Below are 17,435 nucleotides of genomic sequence, written 5' to 3' on the forward strand. Positions count from 1 at the left end.
TTTCTCGCTTATTGCGCCGGTTGCAGGGCGGCCACGCCGCGCGTCATGGTGTCGAGGAAGCGGTCGAACAGGTAGGCCACGTCGTGCGGGCCTGGGCTGGCTTCCGGGTGACCCTGGAAGGAAAAGGCCGGCACATCGGTGCGGGCAATGCCTTGCAGGGAACCATCGAACAGCGAGACGTGGGTAACACGCAGATTGGCCGGCAGTGAATCGCCATCCACAGCAAAACCGTGATTCTGGCTGGTGATCAGAACCTGACCGGTATCCATGTCCTTAACCGGATGATTGGCACCGTGGTGACCGAACTTCATCTTCAACGTCTTGGCGCCAGAAGCGAGGGCCAGCAACTGGTGGCCAAGGCAGATACCGAAGGTCGGCACGCCGCGATCGAGGAATTCGCGAATGGCAGCGATGGCGTAGTCGCAAGGCTCCGGATCGCCCGGACCATTGGACAGAAAAACGCCGTCCGGCTTCATCGCCAGAACATCGGCAGCCGGCGTTCGAGCCGGCACGACGGTCAGCTTGACGCCTCGCTCGGCCAGCATGCGGAGAATGTTGCGCTTGACACCAAAATCATAGGCAACCACATGGAAACGCGGCTCGACAGCCTGCTTGTAGCCATTCAGCGACCACTCGGCTTCCGTCCAGTCATAACCTTCTTTGGCCGAAACCACCTTGGCCAGGTCCATACCGGAAAGCCCGGGGAACGCCTTGGCCAGAGCCAACGCCTTGGATTCGTCCACTTCGCCAGCCAGGATGCAGCCAGCCTGAGCACCTTTTTCCCGCAGGATGCGGGTCAGCTTGCGCGTATCGATGCCGGCGATGGCGACAATGCCGTGCTTCTTGAGGTAGGACGACAAGTCCTCCTCGGAACGCCAGTTGGAAGCAACCAGCGGCAGGTCGCGAATAACCAGACCTGCAGCGTAATTGGCATTGGATTCAAAATCCTCCGCATTGCAACCGGTGTTGCCGATATGCGGGTAGGTCAATGTGACAATCTGCCGACAATAGGACGGATCGGTGAGGATTTCCTGATAGCCGGACATGGCAGTGTTGAACACCACCTCGCCACTGGTAACGCCATCAGCGCCGATGGATTGGCCCTTGAAAACCGTTCCGTCGGCGAGGGCGAGAATGGCGGGTATAAATGAGGGCAGCAACGACACGACCGGCTCTCCTTGAATTTCTAATTTTTCATGTGCCGAGCGGGAAGGCTTGCGCCTCCCCGCTCGTGCTTTTTAACCTTCCTATTTTAGCCGAAAAGAGGCTTTTCAGGCAAATTCAAGGGATTACGCGAGTTTCAACGTAACGCTTCATGATGGGCTTGATGTACGACATTTCATCGATCAACTCGGCATGTAGCTGCTTGCAACCCACCCAGTCGACATTATCCGCAGACGCGACCGCCTGCTCGATTTCCATCGCACGACGCCGGGCATTTTCAGCATGAAACATAGCCAGAAGACTCTTCACCGTATGGGCATGCATGCGCAGATCCTGCGCATCGGCGGCATCGAGTGCGCTCTTGATCCGCCCCAGATGGGTATCCCACTCGGACAGAAACATCCCGGCCATCGTGGCAAACAACTCAGGCTCGCCGATATCGCGGAGCGCGGCCGCAAGGTCGAGACGCCCACCGGCACTTGCCGGCAAAGCACCAAAAAGGACGGGCTCGCTTTCGCTGCCACCACCACGACATCGATCCAGAGCAGAAAACAACTCATCCGGTCGCAACGGTTTGGCGACGTAATCGTTCATCCCGGCGTCCATGCAACGATCCCGGTCACTGGCCATGACATTGGCAGTCATGGCAATGATGTAGACGGGCTTCATCTCGTGGGAAACCACCCAACTCCGCCGCATCTCGCGGGCGCGAATGGCCTCTGTCGCTTCGATGCCACCCATTACCGGCATCTGCATATCCATCAGAATCACGTCGTAGTGGCTGCTATCAAACAGATCAACCGCCTCGACCCCGTTATTGGCCAACGTCACCCGGTGCGACTGGCGTTCCAGCAAACGCGTCGCCAGTTCCTGATTCACCGGATTGTCCTCAACCAACAGGATATTCAAGCCGGCACCAGTGCCCTCGGTGAGGCTGCCCAGGCCTATCTCCGAAAGCATGAATTCGTTCTGATCCAACGATTCAGGCCCCTCAGCCAAGGCCAGCGCATCGACGAGATCGGCACTGCCGATGGGCTTGACTAGATGCGCCGATACCCCGATTTCGCGCAGACGCATCAGATCGTGTCGCTGATTTTCAGTCGTCAGCATGATCAGCAGTTTTTCTGCGCGGCCAGACTTCTTCCAGGTTTCAGCCAAGGCAAACCCGGCTGGCGCCTCCATGTTGGCGTCAGCGACCACATAGTCGTAGGGAAAATCAACGGCTCTGCTACGCTCGATCGCGGCCACGGCAGAAGCGCCGTCGGCCGACAGCGAAGACTGAATGCCAAGGCGCTCAAGCAATTCAACCAGATAGCGCCCAAAGGTCTCGTTGTCATCAATTACCAACGCCCGCCGGCCCATGTACCTGGCTACCGCAGCAAACGCCTGAGTCTGCGAAAGCATTGAGGACTCGACGCCAAATCGCCCGGTAAAAGAAAAGACCGAACCCACGCCAAGCGTACTTTCGAGCGTTATCTTGCCATCCATCAACTGGACAAGGCGTGCGCTGATGGCCAGCCCGAGACCGGTACCACCGAAGCGACGCGTGGTCGATACGTCAGCCTGGGAAAATGCCTCGAAGATCGCTTGCTGCTTTTCGGGTGGTACGCCGATACCTGTGTCGCGGATTGAGAAGCGCAAATATACGGATTGCTCCGTCTGCTGATCGATGCTCACATCAAGCACAACCTCGCCCTGCTCGGTAAATTTGATCGCATTGCCGATCAGGTTGATGATGACCTGACGTAAACGCGTCGGATCACCGACGATACGGGGCGGCACGTCGGGATACACATTCGCGACCAGTTCAAGGCCTTTTTTGTGCGCACTGACGGCCAGCACCCGAACCGCCTCGAGCACGGTGTCCTGAATGGAAAAGGCCAGCGCCTCGAATTCCATCTTGCCAGCTTCGATTTTCGAAAAATCGAGGATGTCATTGACGATGGTCAACAGGGCCTCGGCTGACGATTTGACAGTCTTTAGATAATGACGCTGCTCGGCATCAAGCTCCGTATCGAGCGCCAGCTCAGTCATGCCGATGATGCCGTTCATTGGCGTCCGGATTTCGTGACTCATGTTGGCCAGGAAGGCACCGCGCGCCTTGTTGGCGGCCTCGGCCGCCTCCTTGGCCGAAATCAGGGCGGACTCGGCCGCTTTGACTTCGCTGATGTCGCGCTGCAGGACCAGCATGCGAACCGGCAGGCCTTCAGCCTCGCGGGCGGCTATGGCTCCGCGCAACAAAAACCAGCGCCACTGGCCGTCGCGCGCCTTGAAGCGGCATTCGGCCTGAAAATAGGGTTCCTGGGTTTGCCGGTGGGCATCGATCCGCGCCTGCAACATGCGCAGGTCATCCGGGTGCAACATGCGCTGCCACTGCGCAATCGTGTTGTCTATGTCGTTCTCGGCGTACCCCAGCATCTGCTTCCACTGGCGTCCGGAGTCAATGGTGCCAGCCCGCAGATTCCAGTCGGCCAGCGCATCGCCAGACAATTTGGTATGCCAGGCGCTGAGATTAAGCCCGGCGTAGGCACGGTAGGCTGAATCGACAACGCCGACCAGCTTTTCCATGCCGTTGGCCAGCGCATCCTGCCCCTCCGCCCTGGCCTTCTCGATCAACTGCCTGAATTGGGGCTCACCTTCGCCGCCGAAAATTTCCTGAAGTTGCCGGTCCAGCAGGCGAGATTTCATGGCGGCTAACGCAGGCCTAGAACGTCCTGCATATCGAAAAGACCGTTCTTCCGGCCCGCCAGAAAACGCGCTGCACGCAGGCTACCGAGGGCATAGGGCATGCGGCTGCTGGCTTTGTGCGTGACCTCGACGCGCTCGCCGAGACCGCAGAACATGACTGTATGATCGCCAACGATGTCGCCGCCACGAACGGTGGCGAAGCCGATGGTCGATGGATCGCGCTCGCCGGTAACGCCTTCGCGCCCGTAAACCGCGCACTCTTCGAGATCGCGGCCGAGCGCGCTGGCGACCACTTCGCCCATGCGCAAGGCGGTCCCGGACGGCGCATCGATCTTCAGACGATGGTGCGCCTCGACGATTTCGATGTCGTAACCCTGGTTCAGGATGCGCGCCGCCGTATCCAGCAGCTTGAAGACGAGATTGACGCCAACCGCCATGTTGGGCGCGAAGACAACGGGAACATCCTGAGCAGCCGCAGCGATCACGGCCTTGCCATCGGCTTCGAAGCCGGTCGTACCGATGACCATGGCGACGCCGGCCTGACGACACATTTCAAGATGAGCCAGCGTGCCTTGGGGCCGGGTAAAGTCGATCAGGCAGTCGATATTCTTGAGGCCAGCCGCGACGTCATCGGTCACCACCACATCGCAGGGCATGCCGACCAGATCACCGGCCGTTTTGCCGATGGCCGGGCTGCCCGGCACATCAAAAGCGGCACCGAGGGCCAACTGGTCATCTTTCAGCGTGGCCTCGATCAACATCCGGCCCATGCGGCCGCCAGCACCGACGACACCAATACGTGTTGCACTCATTCCTTAAAACCCCATCATGTCCATGAAACGACGGTAATAGCTCGGCGGTTCGCGCGGCGGCAACGGCTTGTCAGCCTGTTCAGGCGACAGCGATCCGAGATCGACGAGGCGACTCTTGTTGAGCGGGGCATTCAGTTCGCCGGATTCGCCCTCGGCAATATCGCCCTCAACCCGCTCGAGCAGGCCGTCATTGCTGAAGAACGCGGTGAATTTGCGTGCTTCGACCTTGCCAGTCTGGCCGTTCTGGTAGCGGTAGACGTAGTCCCAGCGTTGCTGATGGAAGATGTCTGCGACCATCGGCGTTCCGAGCAGGAAGCGAACCTGATCGCGCGTCTGGCCGGGCTTGAGCTGGGAGACCATTTCCTGCGTCAGGACATTGCCTTGCTGGATGTCGATTTTGTATTCGTTGATGAAGCCCGGCTTGTAGGAACAAGCGGAGATGAGCGCGCAGGAGGCGGCTACGAGCAATAGACGGGAACGGCGCATTCAGTTTTCCGGAGTTTTTCAATCGGCTTTGAAGCGGTATATCATACCCGAAATCAGCATTTCGCCTGACCGAACAATTTCAGGAATTCCCGCCATGAGCGATCCGCAAAGCCTCAAGAACATGGGGCTGAAAGCCACCTTTCCCCGACTGAAAATTCTTGAGCTGTTCGAAACGAGCACCTTGCGCCACATGACGGCGGAAGATGTCTACAAGATGCTGATCGCCGAAAACATGGACATCGGGCTGGCCACTGTTTACCGCGTGCTTACCCAGTTCGAACAGGCCGGCCTGCTCGAACGGCACTTCTTCGAATCCGGCAAGGCCGTCTTCGAAATCAACCACGGCAAGCATCACGACCACTTGGTCTGCATCAACTGCGGCCGCGTCGAAGAGTTCTACGATCCGGAAATCGAAAAACGCCAGAACGCCATCGCCCAAGAGCGCGGCTTCGCCATTCAGGACCACGCGCTCTACCTGTACGCCCAGTGCACCAAGACCGAATGCCCGCATCGCGATCATCCGGACGCCAAGTCCTGACATTCTGATTTTCGCCGATGACTGAAATCGCCCTGACGCCGGGGGCTTGGCTGTCCTCGGCCGGTGCCACCTTTTTGCTGATCGCCCTCGCCGAAATCGGCGACAAAAGCCAGCTCGTCTGCATGACACTGGCCGCCCGCCATCGCGGCCTGCCCGTCGTATTTGGCTCGGTCACCGCCTTCGCCTTCCTCAACCTGCTCGCCGTGCTGTTCGGCGCGGCGATCGCTGCCTGGCTACCGGAATGGGTCGTCACTGCGGCCGTTGCCGTGCTCTTCGCCATCTTCGGCATCAGCGCCCTGCGTTTCGAGGAAGAAGACGGCGACGAGGAGATTGAGGAAAAGCCAGGTCACGGCATCTTTGCAACCACTTTCCTGATGATCTTTCTGGCTGAATTCGGCGACAAGACCCAGATCGCCGTCGCCGGCCTGGGCAGCACCGCCGACGCCATAGCCACCTGGGTCGGCGCCACGCTGGCTCTGGCCTGCACGTCGATACTCGGCGTCGTGGCCGGCCGGCGCTGGCTCAACCGCCTGCCGCTGCACTGGATTCACCGGATCAGCGGCGTCTTTTTCCTGCTGCTCGCGCTGCTCGCCGTCTTGCGCCTGCTCGGCATCATTTGAATTTTGGCCGATTTTTCCGGTTGACCGTGGCAACCGGAAAAATCGGATTCAAGCCGGCAAACGGAGCAGTTCGCGAGCGTGTTGCAGCGTGATGGCGGAAATTTCGACGCCACCGAGCATGCGGGCGACTTCCTGGATGCGACCGTTGTCGTCGAGCGGCAGGATGGCGCTCAGCGTGACGCCGTCGCGCGTCGCCTTGCTGACCTGCCACTGCCAGTTGGCCTGGGCGGCGACCTGCGGCAGGTGGGTGACGCACAGAACCTGCCGTTCGCTACCGAGTTCGCGCAGCAGGCGGCCGACGATTTCGGCGACGCCGCCACCGATGCCGACATCGACTTCGTCGAAAATCAACGTCGGGACGCTGGCTGAGCGCGAAGTGAGTACTTGTATCGCCAGGCTGATGCGCGACAGCTCGCCGCCCGAGGCGACCTTGGCCAGCGGCTTGGCTTCGTTGCCGGCCAGACCGCCGATGCGGAATTCGATCTGCTCCAGGCCGTAAACCGCGCCATCTGCAACCGGCACCAGGGCAACCTCGAAACGGCCGGAGGACAGCGCCAATTGGCGCATGATTTCGCTGACTGCCTTGCCCATCTCGGTCGCCGCTTTCCTGCGGCCGGCCGAGAGATTTTCGGCCTGAGCCAGATAATCCTGGCGGGCGGCGGCGACCTTCGTTTCCAGAGCGGCCAGATCGGCCGATTCGTCGAGTTCAGCGAGGCGTTGCCGCCAGCCGGCGAGCAAGCCCGGCAATTCGGCGGGCTGAACACGATATTTGCGGGAATGGCTCATCACCGCATCCATCCGGCGCTCGACCTGGGCCAGACGGGTCGGATCGAGATCGGCCCGGTCGGCGTAGCGGCGCAAAGTGGACACCGCGTCAGACAATTCGGCCTGTACCGAGCCGATCAAGGCGGCGACTTCGGCCAGCGCCGGATCGTATTCGGCGAGATTGCCGAGCCGCGTGGCGACGCCGTCGATCTGGCGTTCGCAGGCAGCTTCGTCGTCGGACAGGACAGCCAGCGCGTATTGCGCACCTTCGATCAGGCTGGCGGCGTGACCGAGGCGACGGTGTTCGACATCAAGCGTCGCCCATTCGTCGTCGCCAAAGGCCAAGGCGTCAAGTTCGCCGATCTGCCATTGCAACTGCTCGCGTTCGCGCTGCAGGACGTCGGCGCCTTCGCTGGCGGTACGCAGCATTTGCTCGGCATCGCGCCAGATTTTCCAGGTGGTCGCGACCTCACGCGCCTGTCCGCTCAGGCCGGCATGGCTGTCGAGCAGCATGCGCTGGGCTTCGGCCCGTAACAGCGACTGGTGGGCGTGCTGGCCGTGGATATCGACTAGCCACTCGCCAACTTCGCGCATTTGCTGGACGGTGGCCGGCGAGCCGTTGATGTAGGCACGCGAACGGCCGCCGGCGTCGACGACGCGGCGGAGCAGCAGTTCGTCGTCGCCGTCGAGATCGTTGGCGCGTAGCCAGTCGCCCACTTGCGGCTGGGCGGCGATATCGAAAGTGGCGGCGACCTCTGCTTTTTCACAGCCTGAACGAACGACGCCAGCATCGGCACGCTCACCGAGGGCCAGCGCCAGGGCGTCAATCAAAATCGATTTGCCAGCCCCGGTTTCTCCGGTCAACGCACCAAAACCGGCCAAAAACGAGAGTTCCAGCCGGTCGACAATGACAAAGTCGCGAATCGTCAGGTGCTGCAGCATCAGGTACCTTTGGGCCGTTCGCTCCACTGCAGTTTCTGACGCAGCATGGCGAAGTAACTGTAGCCCGGCGGGTGCAGGAAACAGATGGCGTGTTCGGAACGGCGCAGGCGGACACAATCGCCACGCTGCAGGTCAAGCGTCACCTGACCATCGAAGTGCACACGCGCGTCATCGGCATTGGCGATGCGCAACTCGATGTCGGCGCTGTCATTGACGATGATCGGCCGATTGGTCAGGGCATGCGGGCAAAGCGGCACGAGAGCAATGCCGGCCGTTGTCGGATGCAGAATCGGCCCGCCGGCCGACATCGAATAGGCCGTGGAGCCGGTCGGCGTGGCGACGATCAGGCCGTCGGAGCGCAGGTTGTAGATGAACTCGCCGTCGATGAACAGCTCGAATTCGATCATCCGGCCGATGGCGCCCTTGTCGACGACGACATCGTTGAGCGCCAGATTTTCGGCGATTTCCTTGCCGTCGCGCGTCACTTCGGCAGCGAGCAGCATGCGGTTTTCCTGGGCGAAGCGGCCGTCGAGCAGGTCGTCCATGCAGGTCAGCAGATCGTCGCGGGCGATGTCGGTCATGAAACCGAGGCGGCCCTGATTGACGCCGACGAGCGGCACGCAATAGCGGGCCAGACGGCGCGCTGCGTTGAGCATGGTGCCGTCGCCGCCGAGCACGATGGCGAGGTCGGCATGGGCGCCGATGTCATTGAAACCGCAAGTCACCCAGCGCGACAGATCGACTTTCTTGCCGATGTGCTCGGAGGTTTCGCGCTCGATGAAGACTGAAACGCCGCGCTCGTAAAGATATTCCGCCAGGCCACGCAAGGACTCGGCAATTTCCATGCTGTGGTATTTGCCGACCAGGGCGATGGTCCGGGGATTGCGGAGGGAAGCGAAGCTTCTGTTCATGGGGTCGAATTCTTGCATAAAAACCGCGCAATCGTGCCACCGGGCAGCACCGATTCGCCGGAAAAGCGCAGTAACATGACTCACCAACCCTGCGCGCAAATCCCCATGCCTCTTGCCAACCACCAACTCAGCATGACCGTCCTGATGACGCCGGACATGGCCAATTTTTCCGGCAACGTCCATGGCGGCACCATTCTCAAGCTCCTCGATCAGGTCGCCTACGCCTGCGCCAGCCGCTATGCCGGCGAATATGTCGTCACCCTGTCGGTCGACCAGGTGATGTTCCGCCAACCCATCCATGTCGGCGAACTGGTCACCTTTCTGGCCGCCGTCAATTACACCGGCCGGACCTCGATGGAAATTGGCGTCAAGGTGCTCACCGAAAACATCCGCGAACAGAGTGTGCGCCATGCCAACAGTTGCTTTTTCACCATGGTGGCGGTTGATGAAAGCGGCAAGGCGACCAGCGTGCCGCCGCTGGAACCGGCTACCGATGAGGAAAAGCGCCGTTACCAGTCGGCCATGCTCCGGCGCGAACTGCGCCAGGAATTCGAATCGCGTCGCCTGGCACTGCATCCCGGCGGCAAGCCATAATCGCCCGTCGCTATTGCCCCGTTTTTTGTACAATCCTCAGCCATGCTTGATGAACGCTCGCGCACCCTGCTGAAAACACTGGTCGAACACTACATTGCCGACGGGCAACCGGTCGGCTCGCGTGCGCTGTCCAAGTTTTCCGGCCTCGATCTGTCGCCGGCGACGATCCGCAACGTCATGGCCGATCTTGAAGAGGCCGGCTTCGTCGCCAGCCCGCACACCTCGGCCGGGCGCATTCCGACGGCGCGCGGTTACCGGCTGTTTGTCGACAGCCTGCTCACCGTGCAGCCGCTCGAAGCCCGACAGATGGGCGAGATGAAGGAATCGCTGCACGGCCTGCCGTCGAGCCAGATCATCGCCAGCGCCTCGCAACTGCTCTCCAGCCTGTCTAACTTCGCCGGCGTCGTCATCGCGCCGCGCCGTCAGGCCAGTCGCATCCGCCAGATCGAATTCCTCAGCCTGTCGGAAAAGCGCATCCTGCTCATCATTGTGACCACCGACGGCGACGTGCAAAACCGCATCGTCAGCAGCGACAAGGCCTACTCGCCGTCCGAACTGGTCAGTGCCGGCAATTACCTGACGCAGAATTTCGCCGGCCTCGATTTCGAGCAGATCCGCCAGCGTCTGGCCAGTGAAATCCAGCAATTGCGCGAAGACATCAAGCCGCTCATGGCCCTGGCGCTCGACGCCGGCGATGCTGCGATGGCCGAAAATTCCGCTCCCTACGTCATTTCCGGCGAACGGAACCTGCTGGATGTTGAAGAACTGTCGTCGAACATGAAGCGCCTGCGCGAACTGTTCGACCTCTTCGAACAGCGCTCCAGCCTGGTCCGCCTGCTCGACATTTCCAACCGTGCCGAGGGCGTGCAGATTTTCATCGGCGGCGAATCGGGCATTGCGCCGCTCGACGAATGCAGCGTCATCGCCGCCCCCTACAGCGTCGATGGCCGCATTGTCGGTTCGGTCGGCGTCATTGGCCCGACCCGGATGGCCTACGAACGCGTCATCCCCATCGTCGACATCACCGCCCGCCTGCTTTCCAGCGCCCTCTCCTTCAAGTCGGACAACTAATGCCCCGTTTTCTTCCCGAGCCGCCGCACCGTCACGGCAACGCGGCCAGCACCGCGGTCGTTCTCGTCAATCTCGGCACGCCGGATGCGCCGACCGCGCCGGCCCTCAAGCGCTACCTCAAGCAGTTTTTGTCCGACCCGCGCGTCGTCGAAATTCCCAAGCCCCTCTGGTGGCTGATCCTCAACGGCATCATCCTCAACACCCGGCCAAAGAAATCGGCCGCCAAGTACGCCACGGTCTGGATGCCGGAAGGTTCGCCGCTGCGCGTCCATACCGAGCGTCAGGCCAAGCTGCTCAAGGGCTTGATCGGCCAGCGCGGCCATCACGTCACCGTCACTTGGGCCATGCGCTACGGCTCGCCGGCGCTGCCCGACGTACTGAGCCACCTCAAGGCCGAAGGCGCCAGCCGCATTCTCGTCGTGCCGATGTATCCGCAATACGCGGCGAGCACGACGGCGACCGTCGTCGACGACGCCTGCCAGTGGCTGACGAAAACCCGCAACCAGCCTGAAATCCGCTTCACGCGGAATTTCCACGACCACGACGGCTATCTCGCCGCGCTCGAAAAGACGGTGCGCCAGCATTGGCAGACGAACGGCGCGCTGGGCGACAACGACAAGCTGCTCATCAGTTTCCACGGCCTGCCCAAACGCAGCCTGATGCTCGGCGACCCGTATTTCTGCGAATGTCACAAGACCGGGCGCCTGTTGGCCGAACGCCTGAACCTCAAGCCCGAGCAATTCCAGATCTGCTTCCAGTCACGTTTCGGCAAAGCCGAATGGCTGCAGCCCTACACCGCGCCGACGCTTGAACAATGGGGCAAGCAGGGCATCCGCCGGGTCGACATCATCTGCCCTGGCTTCGTCGCCGACTGCCTCGAAACGCTCGAAGAAATTGCCCAGGAAGGCCGCGCCGACTTTCTCAAAGCCGGCGGCAAGGAATACCACTACATCCCGGCGCTCAACGAAGACGACGCCTGGATCAAGGCACTGGCCGACATCGTCGAAAGCCACCTTTCCGGCTGGCCGACCAAGCTCGCCATCGACCCGCACGCTCTGGAAACCAGCGCCCGGCAAGCCATCAAATTCGGCGCCCGCTCTTGAAATCCGGCACCGGGCACCCATATCAGAAAAACATGATATTTGGAGCGCCCGATGCCTGAAGAAAGCCTGCACGTCGTCTGTCCGCACTGTTCCACGGTCAACCGGATTTTTGGCCAAAAATTGAAAGATTCGCCCAACTGCGGCCAGTGCAAACAGCCGCTGTTCACTGGCGAACCCGCCGAACTGACCGCCGCCAACTTCGACCGCCACATCTCGCGCAACGACCTGCCGGTCGTCGTCGATTTCTGGGCGCCGTGGTGCGGCCCGTGCCGGCAGATGGCCCCCAATTTCCATCAGGCCGCCATCGACCTCGAACCCTACGCCCGTCTGGTCAAGGTCGATACCGAAGCCGAACAGCAACTGGCCGCCCGTTTCAGCATCCGCAGCATTCCAACCCTGGCCATCTTTAAAAATGGCCGCGAGATCGCCCGCCAGAGCGGCGCGCTCGACCTCGGCTCGCTGAAACGCTGGATACAACCGCATCTTTACCGACCTTAACTTCTCCCCACGGCCGCCGTTAATGATGCATCCCAATGCATTCGACGGAGGCCCCCATGAAAATTGCCAGCAGCAGCCTGCAAATGGCCTCGTCGCACGTCAGCGTCCAGCGCCATGAAGTCCGCGAATCGCTGAAAATGTGGGTCGGGTCGCAGCGCCCGCAATTTGCCGGGGAAGATTCGCGCCCCCGAGCGGCGCGCAACGACAACGTCAGCCTGTCTGATGCCGGCAAGGCGGCCAGCCAAGCCAGCGCCAGTGAAGCAACCGAGGATAGCGAGCTCGGTGCCGATCCGCGGCTACGTTTCATTCGCTCCATGCTCGAGCTGCTGACCGGACACCGGATCCGCATTTTCGATGCCAGCGAACTCCAGCCGAGTTCAGAAACCCCAGTCATCGAAGCGCCACCGGCCACCGGAACACAGGCCCGCCCGACGCCAGCCGGCTTCGGCATCGAGTACGACCGCCATGAATCCTACAGTGAGGTCGAGCAGACGAATTTTGCCGCCAGCGGCACGGTAAAGACCGCCGATGGCCGCGAGATCAAGTTCGACCTGCAGTTGTCGATGTCGCGCCAGTATCACGAAGAAAGCGATATCAGCCTCCGCCTCGGCGATGCTGCACGCAAGACCGACCCGCTCGTCCTTAACTTCGCCGGCACGGCGGCGCAACTGACCGACCAGCGCTTCGCCTTCGACCTCAATGCGGACGACAGTACGGAAAACATCAACTTCCTGACCCCGGGCAGCGGCTTCCTGGCCTTTGATCGCAACGGCGACGGCAAGATCAACAATGGCAGCGAACTGTTCGGCCCGACCAGCGGCGACGGGTTTGAGGAATTGGCGACGCTCGATGACGATCAGAACGGCTGGATCGATGAAAACGACGCGGCGTTTAAACAGCTGGCGCTGTGGACACCTGACAAAACTGACAAAGAGACGCTTCAGTCGTTGGCCGACGCCGGGGTCGGCGCGATCGCACTAAACCGCACCGCTACGCCATTTGACCTCAAGACAAATGCCAATGAATTGCTCGGGCAAATTCGCACTTCTGGAATTTTTTTGCATGAAGCGGGTACGGCTGGCACAATCCAGCAAATAGACCTGACCGCCTAGCTGAAAACGGTGGCAGTAACTCGAGGGACATCATGCCGCGCTTCGCCGATTTGAAGATTTGGATCCGCCTGACGGCGGCCATCTGGGTAGTACTGGCCATCATCTGGGCAGGAGCAATAGTGTGGACCACCCAGGTCAATCGAGAGACGGCGATCCTGCAGGCTCAGGACTTTTCCAAGAGCATCCACGAAATGACCATGGCCGGACTGACCGGCATGATGCTGACCGGCACCGTAGGCCAGCGTGAAGTCTTCCTCGACCAGATCGAACAGCTCTCCGTCATCAAGGATCTGGTGGTCGCCCGTAGCGACGCCGTGGTCAAACTTTACGGCCCCGACACCAAGAGCAAGCGTCCGCTCGATGCACTCGAAAAAGAAGTGATGGCTACCGGCAACCCCTACATGTCGGTTGAGTCCGCCAACGGCAACTCTTTCCTGCATGTCATCAACCCGACCAAGGCATCGAAGAACTATCTCGGCAAGGACTGCATCCTCTGCCACCAGGTTCCCGAAGGAACCGTCCTCGGCGTCGTCAGCATGAAGGTGTCGCTCGACTCGGTCGAGGCGCAGGTATCGGCTTTCCGTATCAAGATTGCCGGCGTTGCACTGGCTGCGCTGGGCGCTCTGCTCGTCCTGATCTACCTGATCACCAACCACTTCGTCAGCAAGCCGCTCGAGGCCATGCGCAGTGGTCTCGCCGACATTGCCCGGGGTGAAGGCGACCTCACTCGCCGCCTGCCAATCAAGGGCAACGACGAAGTCGGCCAGGCGGCGCAGGTTTTCAACGAAATGATGGAGAACTTCAACCAGCTGGTCCGTCAGGTCCGCGACTCGGCCAGCCAGGTTTCGGCCCGCGTCGCTGCACTCTCCGACAGCGCCGACCGCGTCACGCAAAGTTCGCATCAGCAAAACGAGAAATCGAACGAAGCCGCCTCGGCCGTCGAACAACTGGTTTCGAGCATTTCCTCGATTGCCCAGAGCGCCGAACACGTCCAGCATCAGTCACAGGAAAGTCTGGCCCGCGCCACCGAGGGTAGCCGCAACCTGAGCGTGCTGCTCGGCGAAATGAACGTCGTCGAGCGTGCCGTCACGGAAATGGCCGACTCGGTGAACAACTTCGTCAAGAACACCGAAGCGATCACGACGATGACCCGCGAAGTGAAAGACATCGCCGAGCAGACCAATCTACTGGCCCTCAACGCGGCAATCGAGGCCGCGCGCGCCGGCGAACAGGGACGTGGTTTCGCGGTCGTGGCCGATGAGGTTCGCAAGCTGGCCGAAAAGTCGTCGCGCTCGGCGACCGAAATCGATGCCATCACCGCCCAGCTCAGCGCCCAGTCTGTGGCCGTCCGGCGCAGTATCGAGGCCGGCATGGCGCATCTGGAAAGCAGTCAGGCGGCCGTTCACTCGGTGTCCAACGTGCTGGAAGCAACGAATGGTTCGGTCACCGAAGTCGGTCACGGCCTTGATGCGATTGCCGCAGCCACCGACCAGCAACGCCGCTTCTCCGGTGATGTCGAAAGCAGCATCGAAGCCATTGCCGGCATGGCCCGCGAAAACTCGGGCACGGTCGAACAGACGGCCGGTGCGGCACACGACCTCAAGCGGCTGGCCGAAGGCCTGGCTACGCTGGTTGGTCGATTCAAGGTTTGAGGGTTTAAATCCTGCCAGCCAAACAGCCTCTGCGGAGGCTGTTTTTACATTGGCGCCAGTTCGAGATCGAGGCCGCCACCCGGCCGCGACGAGCCGCCGGGCATAGAGCCGGTCAGGCTCTGGACGGCCGGCTGGCCTTGCGCCGCAGCGATGCGGTTAACCTCGCGCAGGCGATTGATCATTCTGGCCAGCAGCGCACTGCGCATGCGTTCGAGCAACTCTTCAGAGGACAGGGCGAGCGCTGCCGCATTGACTTCCAGGAACAGCGTCGGCTCCAGCGTTACGACGGTCGAACAGCGCTGGTCACTGGACGGATGCAGATAGGACACCTCGCCGATCGGCTCGCTGCGTCCGAGGCGGCACAAGGCCTTGCCTTCGATCGAGATTTCAACGGAGCCGCTGATGATGACCCCAAAGAACTTGTTGCGCTCGCCTTCACGAATGATTGCCACGTTGGGCAGGACTTCGCGCCAGACCGAGACGCGCAGCACTTCCCAGATTTCGATGTTTTCGAACTCGACGAAGAAGTCGAGCCCGCGCAGCGTCTCGAAATGCCTCGTATCCTGGGCTGTTTCGTCCTCTTCGAGGATCTGGTAGCGCACCGCCGAGAGATCCTTGGCCATCTCTGCGCCATTCCGATAGCGGCTGTAGAGATCCTTCTCCAGGGCCCGGCGCATGATGGCGTTGAGGCCTTCCGGCAGGTTCGGGTTGAGCGCTGTGACGGCCGGCGCGTCGGTGTTGATGATGCGATAGACCAGGGTGGCCTGGTTGTTGGCACGGAACGGCAAGCGGCCAGTCAGTAGCTGGAACATCAGGACGCCGAGCGAATAGAGGTCGGTCTTCTGGTTGAGTGGATAGCCCTTGATCTGTTCCGGCGACATGTAGGCCGGCGAGCCGACGCCCATGATGAAGGTCGAGTCGCGGTCCATGTCTTTGTTCATGTTCAGCGCCAGGCCGAAGTCGGCGATCTTCGGCTCGTCGTTGGCGGCGATCATGATGTTGGCCGGCTTGATGTCGCGATGGATGATGCCCTGCCGATAGGCAGCATCAAGCGCCATGCAGCACTTGAAGATGATGCTGATCGCCCGATGCATGGGCAACAGCTTGTCGATCCGGCAGCTGTCCTCAAGCGTGAAGCCCTCGACATATTCCATGGCCAGATAGGCGAAGTCCGGCTCAACCACGGCTTCATACACCTGCACGATGTTCGGGTGGTTGAGTCGCTTGGAGACCATGCCCTCGTTCTGGAACAGCTTGCGCATGCGCCGCGACATGGCAGAACTGTCTTTACCGAACTGGATCACCTTGACGGCGACCTGACGGTTGGCATCCGGGTCGTCACAGAGGTAGACAGTGGCCGTCGCGCCCTTGCCCAGCTCTTTAATTACCCGGTATTTGCCGATCTTTTCCATTCAGGATTCGCCAGAAACAATCAATAATTTATCGTAGCACGCAGGCCAAGGTGCGGCAGCAGTTTTGTCGCCGGGCCTGGCGCCAGCCATCTTGCCGACAGCTCGGCCACGACGCCATCGGCAGCCGTATGTGGCTTTCGCTTTTCAGGCCGCGACATTGACATTCAAGCCACTGATGGCAAACCCGTCACCCCCACCGCCCAGTCCGAGGTCGCCCTGCGCCGAGTACAACTCGCCTCCACCTTGAGATAAGGATTTGTCGATTTCAGCCAGGCTTTTCTCAGCCGACAGGAGGTCGAGCCTCGCCTGCTTTTCCTCCTTGCTCGCCCGGGCCTGATTGGCTGCCAGAGCCATTTTGGCTTTGAGCATCGCGATCGCTTCCTTGAGGAGCTTTTTCGCATCCTGCAGCATGGCCCGCAGATCCCCGTCGCCTTCACTCTGCGTGGTTTGCCGGCCATCCGTCGGGATGGCGGTCGATGAAATGGCAGCATCCGCCGCCGCTTTGGTTTGCGCACCATCGCCTTGAGCCGTGTCACTCGCGCCACTGGCGGCCTCGATGGCGACTGATTCAGTCGTGGGGCTGTCCACCGCCTGCGCTTCGGCCGACGCGCTACCGGAGTCATCCATCGCACCACTCGCCACTTCGGCGCCGGCCGGCGCCGAAACCGCGCCTTGAGCGCCACTCCCCAGGCTTTTCGCCACCGACGACAGCTCTTTGGCGATGTTTTTCAATTCACGGGCCAAGGCCCTGGCCTGTTCGGGCGACGCATGCAGAAGCATGGATTTCAGGGCTTCCAGCCGTTTTTTCAGCATGGCGACGCGATTCGTCGCATCCTGCTTGGCCATCTGCTTTGGCGTGGGCATCGCCTGCAGGCGCTTGATGGCATCCTGCATCTCGCCCAGACGCTTGGCCTGACGCTCTTCGCTCGCCTTGCTGCGGGCCTCCGAGGCTGCCCGCAGCAAAGCGTAGGTAGCACCCAATCCTGTTAATTCCATGTCCTTCACCCCGGCCGACTCAACTGGTTTCCTAACGGCATATTTGCCGGAAAGTTGATGGTCACAATCAG

The 17,435-nt window shown here is 60.9% G+C and carries 16 protein-coding genes; 8 read left to right on the plus strand and 8 right to left on the minus strand.

Annotated elements, in window-relative coordinates; translation table 11 throughout:
- Nucleotides 1-8: 8 nt before the first annotated feature.
- The 4 genes from carA to AC07TV_RS12085 all read right to left on the minus strand — a co-directional run bounded on the left by carA (nucleotide 9) and on the right by AC07TV_RS12085 (nucleotide 5,150).
- The gene (gene carA / locus AC07TV_RS12070; RefSeq protein WP_494648738.1) at nucleotides 9-1,157 is read right to left on the minus strand and encodes a glutamine-hydrolyzing carbamoyl-phosphate synthase small subunit; all 1,149 of its coding nucleotides are present in this window, start codon (nucleotides 1,155-1,157) and stop codon (nucleotides 9-11) included.
- A 124-nt stretch (nucleotides 1,158-1,281) separates the two neighbouring features.
- Entirely contained in the window at nucleotides 1,282-3,852 is a 2,571-nt protein-coding gene (locus AC07TV_RS12075; protein WP_494648603.1) for a PAS domain-containing hybrid sensor histidine kinase/response regulator, read from the minus strand.
- Between the two features lie 5 nt (nucleotides 3,853-3,857).
- Complete coding sequence (dapB, locus tag AC07TV_RS12080; RefSeq protein ID WP_494648604.1) at nucleotides 3,858-4,664, minus strand: 4-hydroxy-tetrahydrodipicolinate reductase; 807 nt, start codon at nucleotides 4,662-4,664, stop codon at nucleotides 3,858-3,860.
- Between the two features lie 3 nt (nucleotides 4,665-4,667).
- Complete coding sequence (locus tag AC07TV_RS12085) at nucleotides 4,668-5,150, minus strand: outer membrane protein assembly factor BamE (RefSeq protein WP_494648605.1); 483 nt, start codon at nucleotides 5,148-5,150, stop codon at nucleotides 4,668-4,670.
- Nucleotides 5,151-5,244: 94 nt separating this feature from the next.
- Between AC07TV_RS12085 and fur the strand changes: the two genes are divergently transcribed.
- A complete protein-coding gene (fur, locus tag AC07TV_RS12090) occupies nucleotides 5,245-5,688 on the plus strand; it encodes a ferric iron uptake transcriptional regulator (RefSeq protein WP_494648606.1) in 444 nt (147 codons plus the stop codon).
- Nucleotides 5,689-5,705: 17 nt separating this feature from the next.
- The gene (locus tag AC07TV_RS12095; protein WP_494648607.1) at nucleotides 5,706-6,308 is read left to right on the plus strand and encodes a TMEM165/GDT1 family protein; all 603 of its coding nucleotides are present in this window, start codon (nucleotides 5,706-5,708) and stop codon (nucleotides 6,306-6,308) included.
- Between the two features lie 48 nt (nucleotides 6,309-6,356).
- Here the strand turns inward: AC07TV_RS12095 and recN are convergent, their stop codons facing one another.
- On the minus strand, nucleotides 6,357-8,015 hold the full coding sequence (gene recN, locus AC07TV_RS12100; RefSeq protein WP_494648608.1) for a DNA repair protein RecN: 1,659 nt from the start codon (nucleotides 8,013-8,015) through the stop codon (nucleotides 6,357-6,359).
- On the minus strand, nucleotides 8,015-8,944 hold the full coding sequence (locus AC07TV_RS12105; RefSeq protein ID WP_494648609.1) for an NAD kinase: 930 nt from the start codon (nucleotides 8,942-8,944) through the stop codon (nucleotides 8,015-8,017). Before AC07TV_RS12105 ends, recN begins: the two co-directional genes overlap by 1 nt.
- Nucleotides 8,945-9,031: 87 nt before the next feature.
- Here AC07TV_RS12105 and AC07TV_RS12110 point away from each other — a divergent pair, with 87 nt between their 5' ends.
- The 6 genes from AC07TV_RS12110 to AC07TV_RS12135 are packed head-to-tail and all read left to right on the plus strand — an operon-like array spanning nucleotide 9,032 to nucleotide 14,956.
- Nucleotides 9,032-9,520, plus strand: coding sequence for an acyl-CoA thioesterase (locus tag AC07TV_RS12110; RefSeq protein ID WP_494648610.1), 489 nt, complete (start codon nucleotides 9,032-9,034; stop codon nucleotides 9,518-9,520).
- Nucleotides 9,521-9,562: 42 nt separating this feature from the next.
- Nucleotides 9,563-10,591: a heat-inducible transcriptional repressor HrcA gene (gene hrcA / locus AC07TV_RS12115; RefSeq protein WP_494648611.1), complete on the plus strand. Its 1,029-nt coding sequence runs from the start codon at nucleotides 9,563-9,565 to the stop codon at nucleotides 10,589-10,591.
- Nucleotides 10,591-11,694, plus strand: coding sequence for a ferrochelatase (hemH, locus tag AC07TV_RS12120; RefSeq protein ID WP_494648612.1), 1,104 nt, complete (start codon nucleotides 10,591-10,593; stop codon nucleotides 11,692-11,694). The genes hrcA and hemH overlap by 1 nt, the downstream gene beginning before the upstream one ends.
- A 51-nt stretch (nucleotides 11,695-11,745) precedes the next feature.
- Nucleotides 11,746-12,192 carry a thioredoxin TrxC gene (gene trxC, locus AC07TV_RS12125; RefSeq protein WP_494648613.1) on the plus strand — a complete coding sequence of 149 codons (447 nt, stop codon included), beginning with the start codon at nucleotides 11,746-11,748 and terminating at the stop codon, nucleotides 12,190-12,192.
- 56 nt (nucleotides 12,193-12,248) lie between these two features.
- Entirely contained in the window at nucleotides 12,249-13,304 is a 1,056-nt protein-coding gene (locus AC07TV_RS12130) for an SPM autocatalytic domain-containing protein (RefSeq protein ID WP_494648614.1), read from the plus strand.
- Nucleotides 13,305-13,336: 32 nt separating this feature from the next.
- Nucleotides 13,337-14,956 carry a methyl-accepting chemotaxis protein gene (locus AC07TV_RS12135; RefSeq protein ID WP_494648615.1) on the plus strand — a complete coding sequence of 540 codons (1,620 nt, stop codon included), beginning with the start codon at nucleotides 13,337-13,339 and terminating at the stop codon, nucleotides 14,954-14,956.
- A gap of 44 nt (nucleotides 14,957-15,000) precedes the next feature.
- On the opposite strand, the gene AC07TV_RS12140 is transcribed toward AC07TV_RS12135, so the two are convergent.
- Together AC07TV_RS12140 and AC07TV_RS12145 are read right to left on the minus strand one after the other, a co-directional pair.
- Nucleotides 15,001-16,368, minus strand: a complete 1,368-nt coding sequence (locus AC07TV_RS12140; protein ID WP_494648616.1) for a protein kinase domain-containing protein — start codon at nucleotides 16,366-16,368, stop codon at nucleotides 15,001-15,003.
- Between the two features lie 144 nt (nucleotides 16,369-16,512).
- A complete protein-coding gene (locus AC07TV_RS12145; RefSeq protein WP_494648617.1) occupies nucleotides 16,513-17,364 on the minus strand; it encodes a hypothetical protein in 852 nt (283 codons plus the stop codon).
- Nucleotides 17,365-17,435 lie beyond the last annotated feature (71 nt).

The organism is Azonexus sp. GW821-FHT04F04 (assembly GCF_059420025.1).

Bases quoted from the DNA above. Each gene is read 5' to 3' on its own strand.
- AC07TV_RS12075 (WP_494648603.1), bottom strand. From the start codon at position 3,852: ATGAAATCTCGCCTGCTGGACCGGCAACTTCAGGAAATTTTCGGCGGC.
- dapB (WP_494648604.1), bottom strand. From the start codon at position 4,664: ATGAGTGCAACACGTATTGGTGTCGTCGGTGCTGGCGGCCGCATGGGC.
- AC07TV_RS12085 (WP_494648605.1), bottom strand. From the start codon at position 5,150: ATGCGCCGTTCCCGTCTATTGCTCGTAGCCGCCTCCTGCGCGCTCATC.
- fur (WP_494648606.1), top strand. From the start codon at position 5,245: ATGAGCGATCCGCAAAGCCTCAAGAACATGGGGCTGAAAGCCACCTTT.
- AC07TV_RS12095 (WP_494648607.1), top strand. From the start codon at position 5,706: ATGACTGAAATCGCCCTGACGCCGGGGGCTTGGCTGTCCTCGGCCGGT.
- recN (WP_494648608.1), bottom strand. From the start codon at position 8,015: ATGCTGCAGCACCTGACGATTCGCGACTTTGTCATTGTCGACCGGCTG.
- AC07TV_RS12105 (WP_494648609.1), bottom strand. From the start codon at position 8,944: ATGCAAGAATTCGACCCCATGAACAGAAGCTTCGCTTCCCTCCGCAAT.
- AC07TV_RS12110 (WP_494648610.1), top strand. From the start codon at position 9,032: ATGCCTCTTGCCAACCACCAACTCAGCATGACCGTCCTGATGACGCCG.
- hrcA (WP_494648611.1), top strand. From the start codon at position 9,563: ATGCTTGATGAACGCTCGCGCACCCTGCTGAAAACACTGGTCGAACAC.
- hemH (WP_494648612.1), top strand. From the start codon at position 10,591: ATGCCCCGTTTTCTTCCCGAGCCGCCGCACCGTCACGGCAACGCGGCC.
- trxC (WP_494648613.1), top strand. From the start codon at position 11,746: ATGCCTGAAGAAAGCCTGCACGTCGTCTGTCCGCACTGTTCCACGGTC.
- AC07TV_RS12130 (WP_494648614.1), top strand. From the start codon at position 12,249: ATGAAAATTGCCAGCAGCAGCCTGCAAATGGCCTCGTCGCACGTCAGC.
- AC07TV_RS12135 (WP_494648615.1), top strand. From the start codon at position 13,337: ATGCCGCGCTTCGCCGATTTGAAGATTTGGATCCGCCTGACGGCGGCC.
- AC07TV_RS12140 (WP_494648616.1), bottom strand. From the start codon at position 16,368: ATGGAAAAGATCGGCAAATACCGGGTAATTAAAGAGCTGGGCAAGGGC.
- AC07TV_RS12145 (WP_494648617.1), bottom strand. From the start codon at position 17,364: ATGGAATTAACAGGATTGGGTGCTACCTACGCTTTGCTGCGGGCAGCC.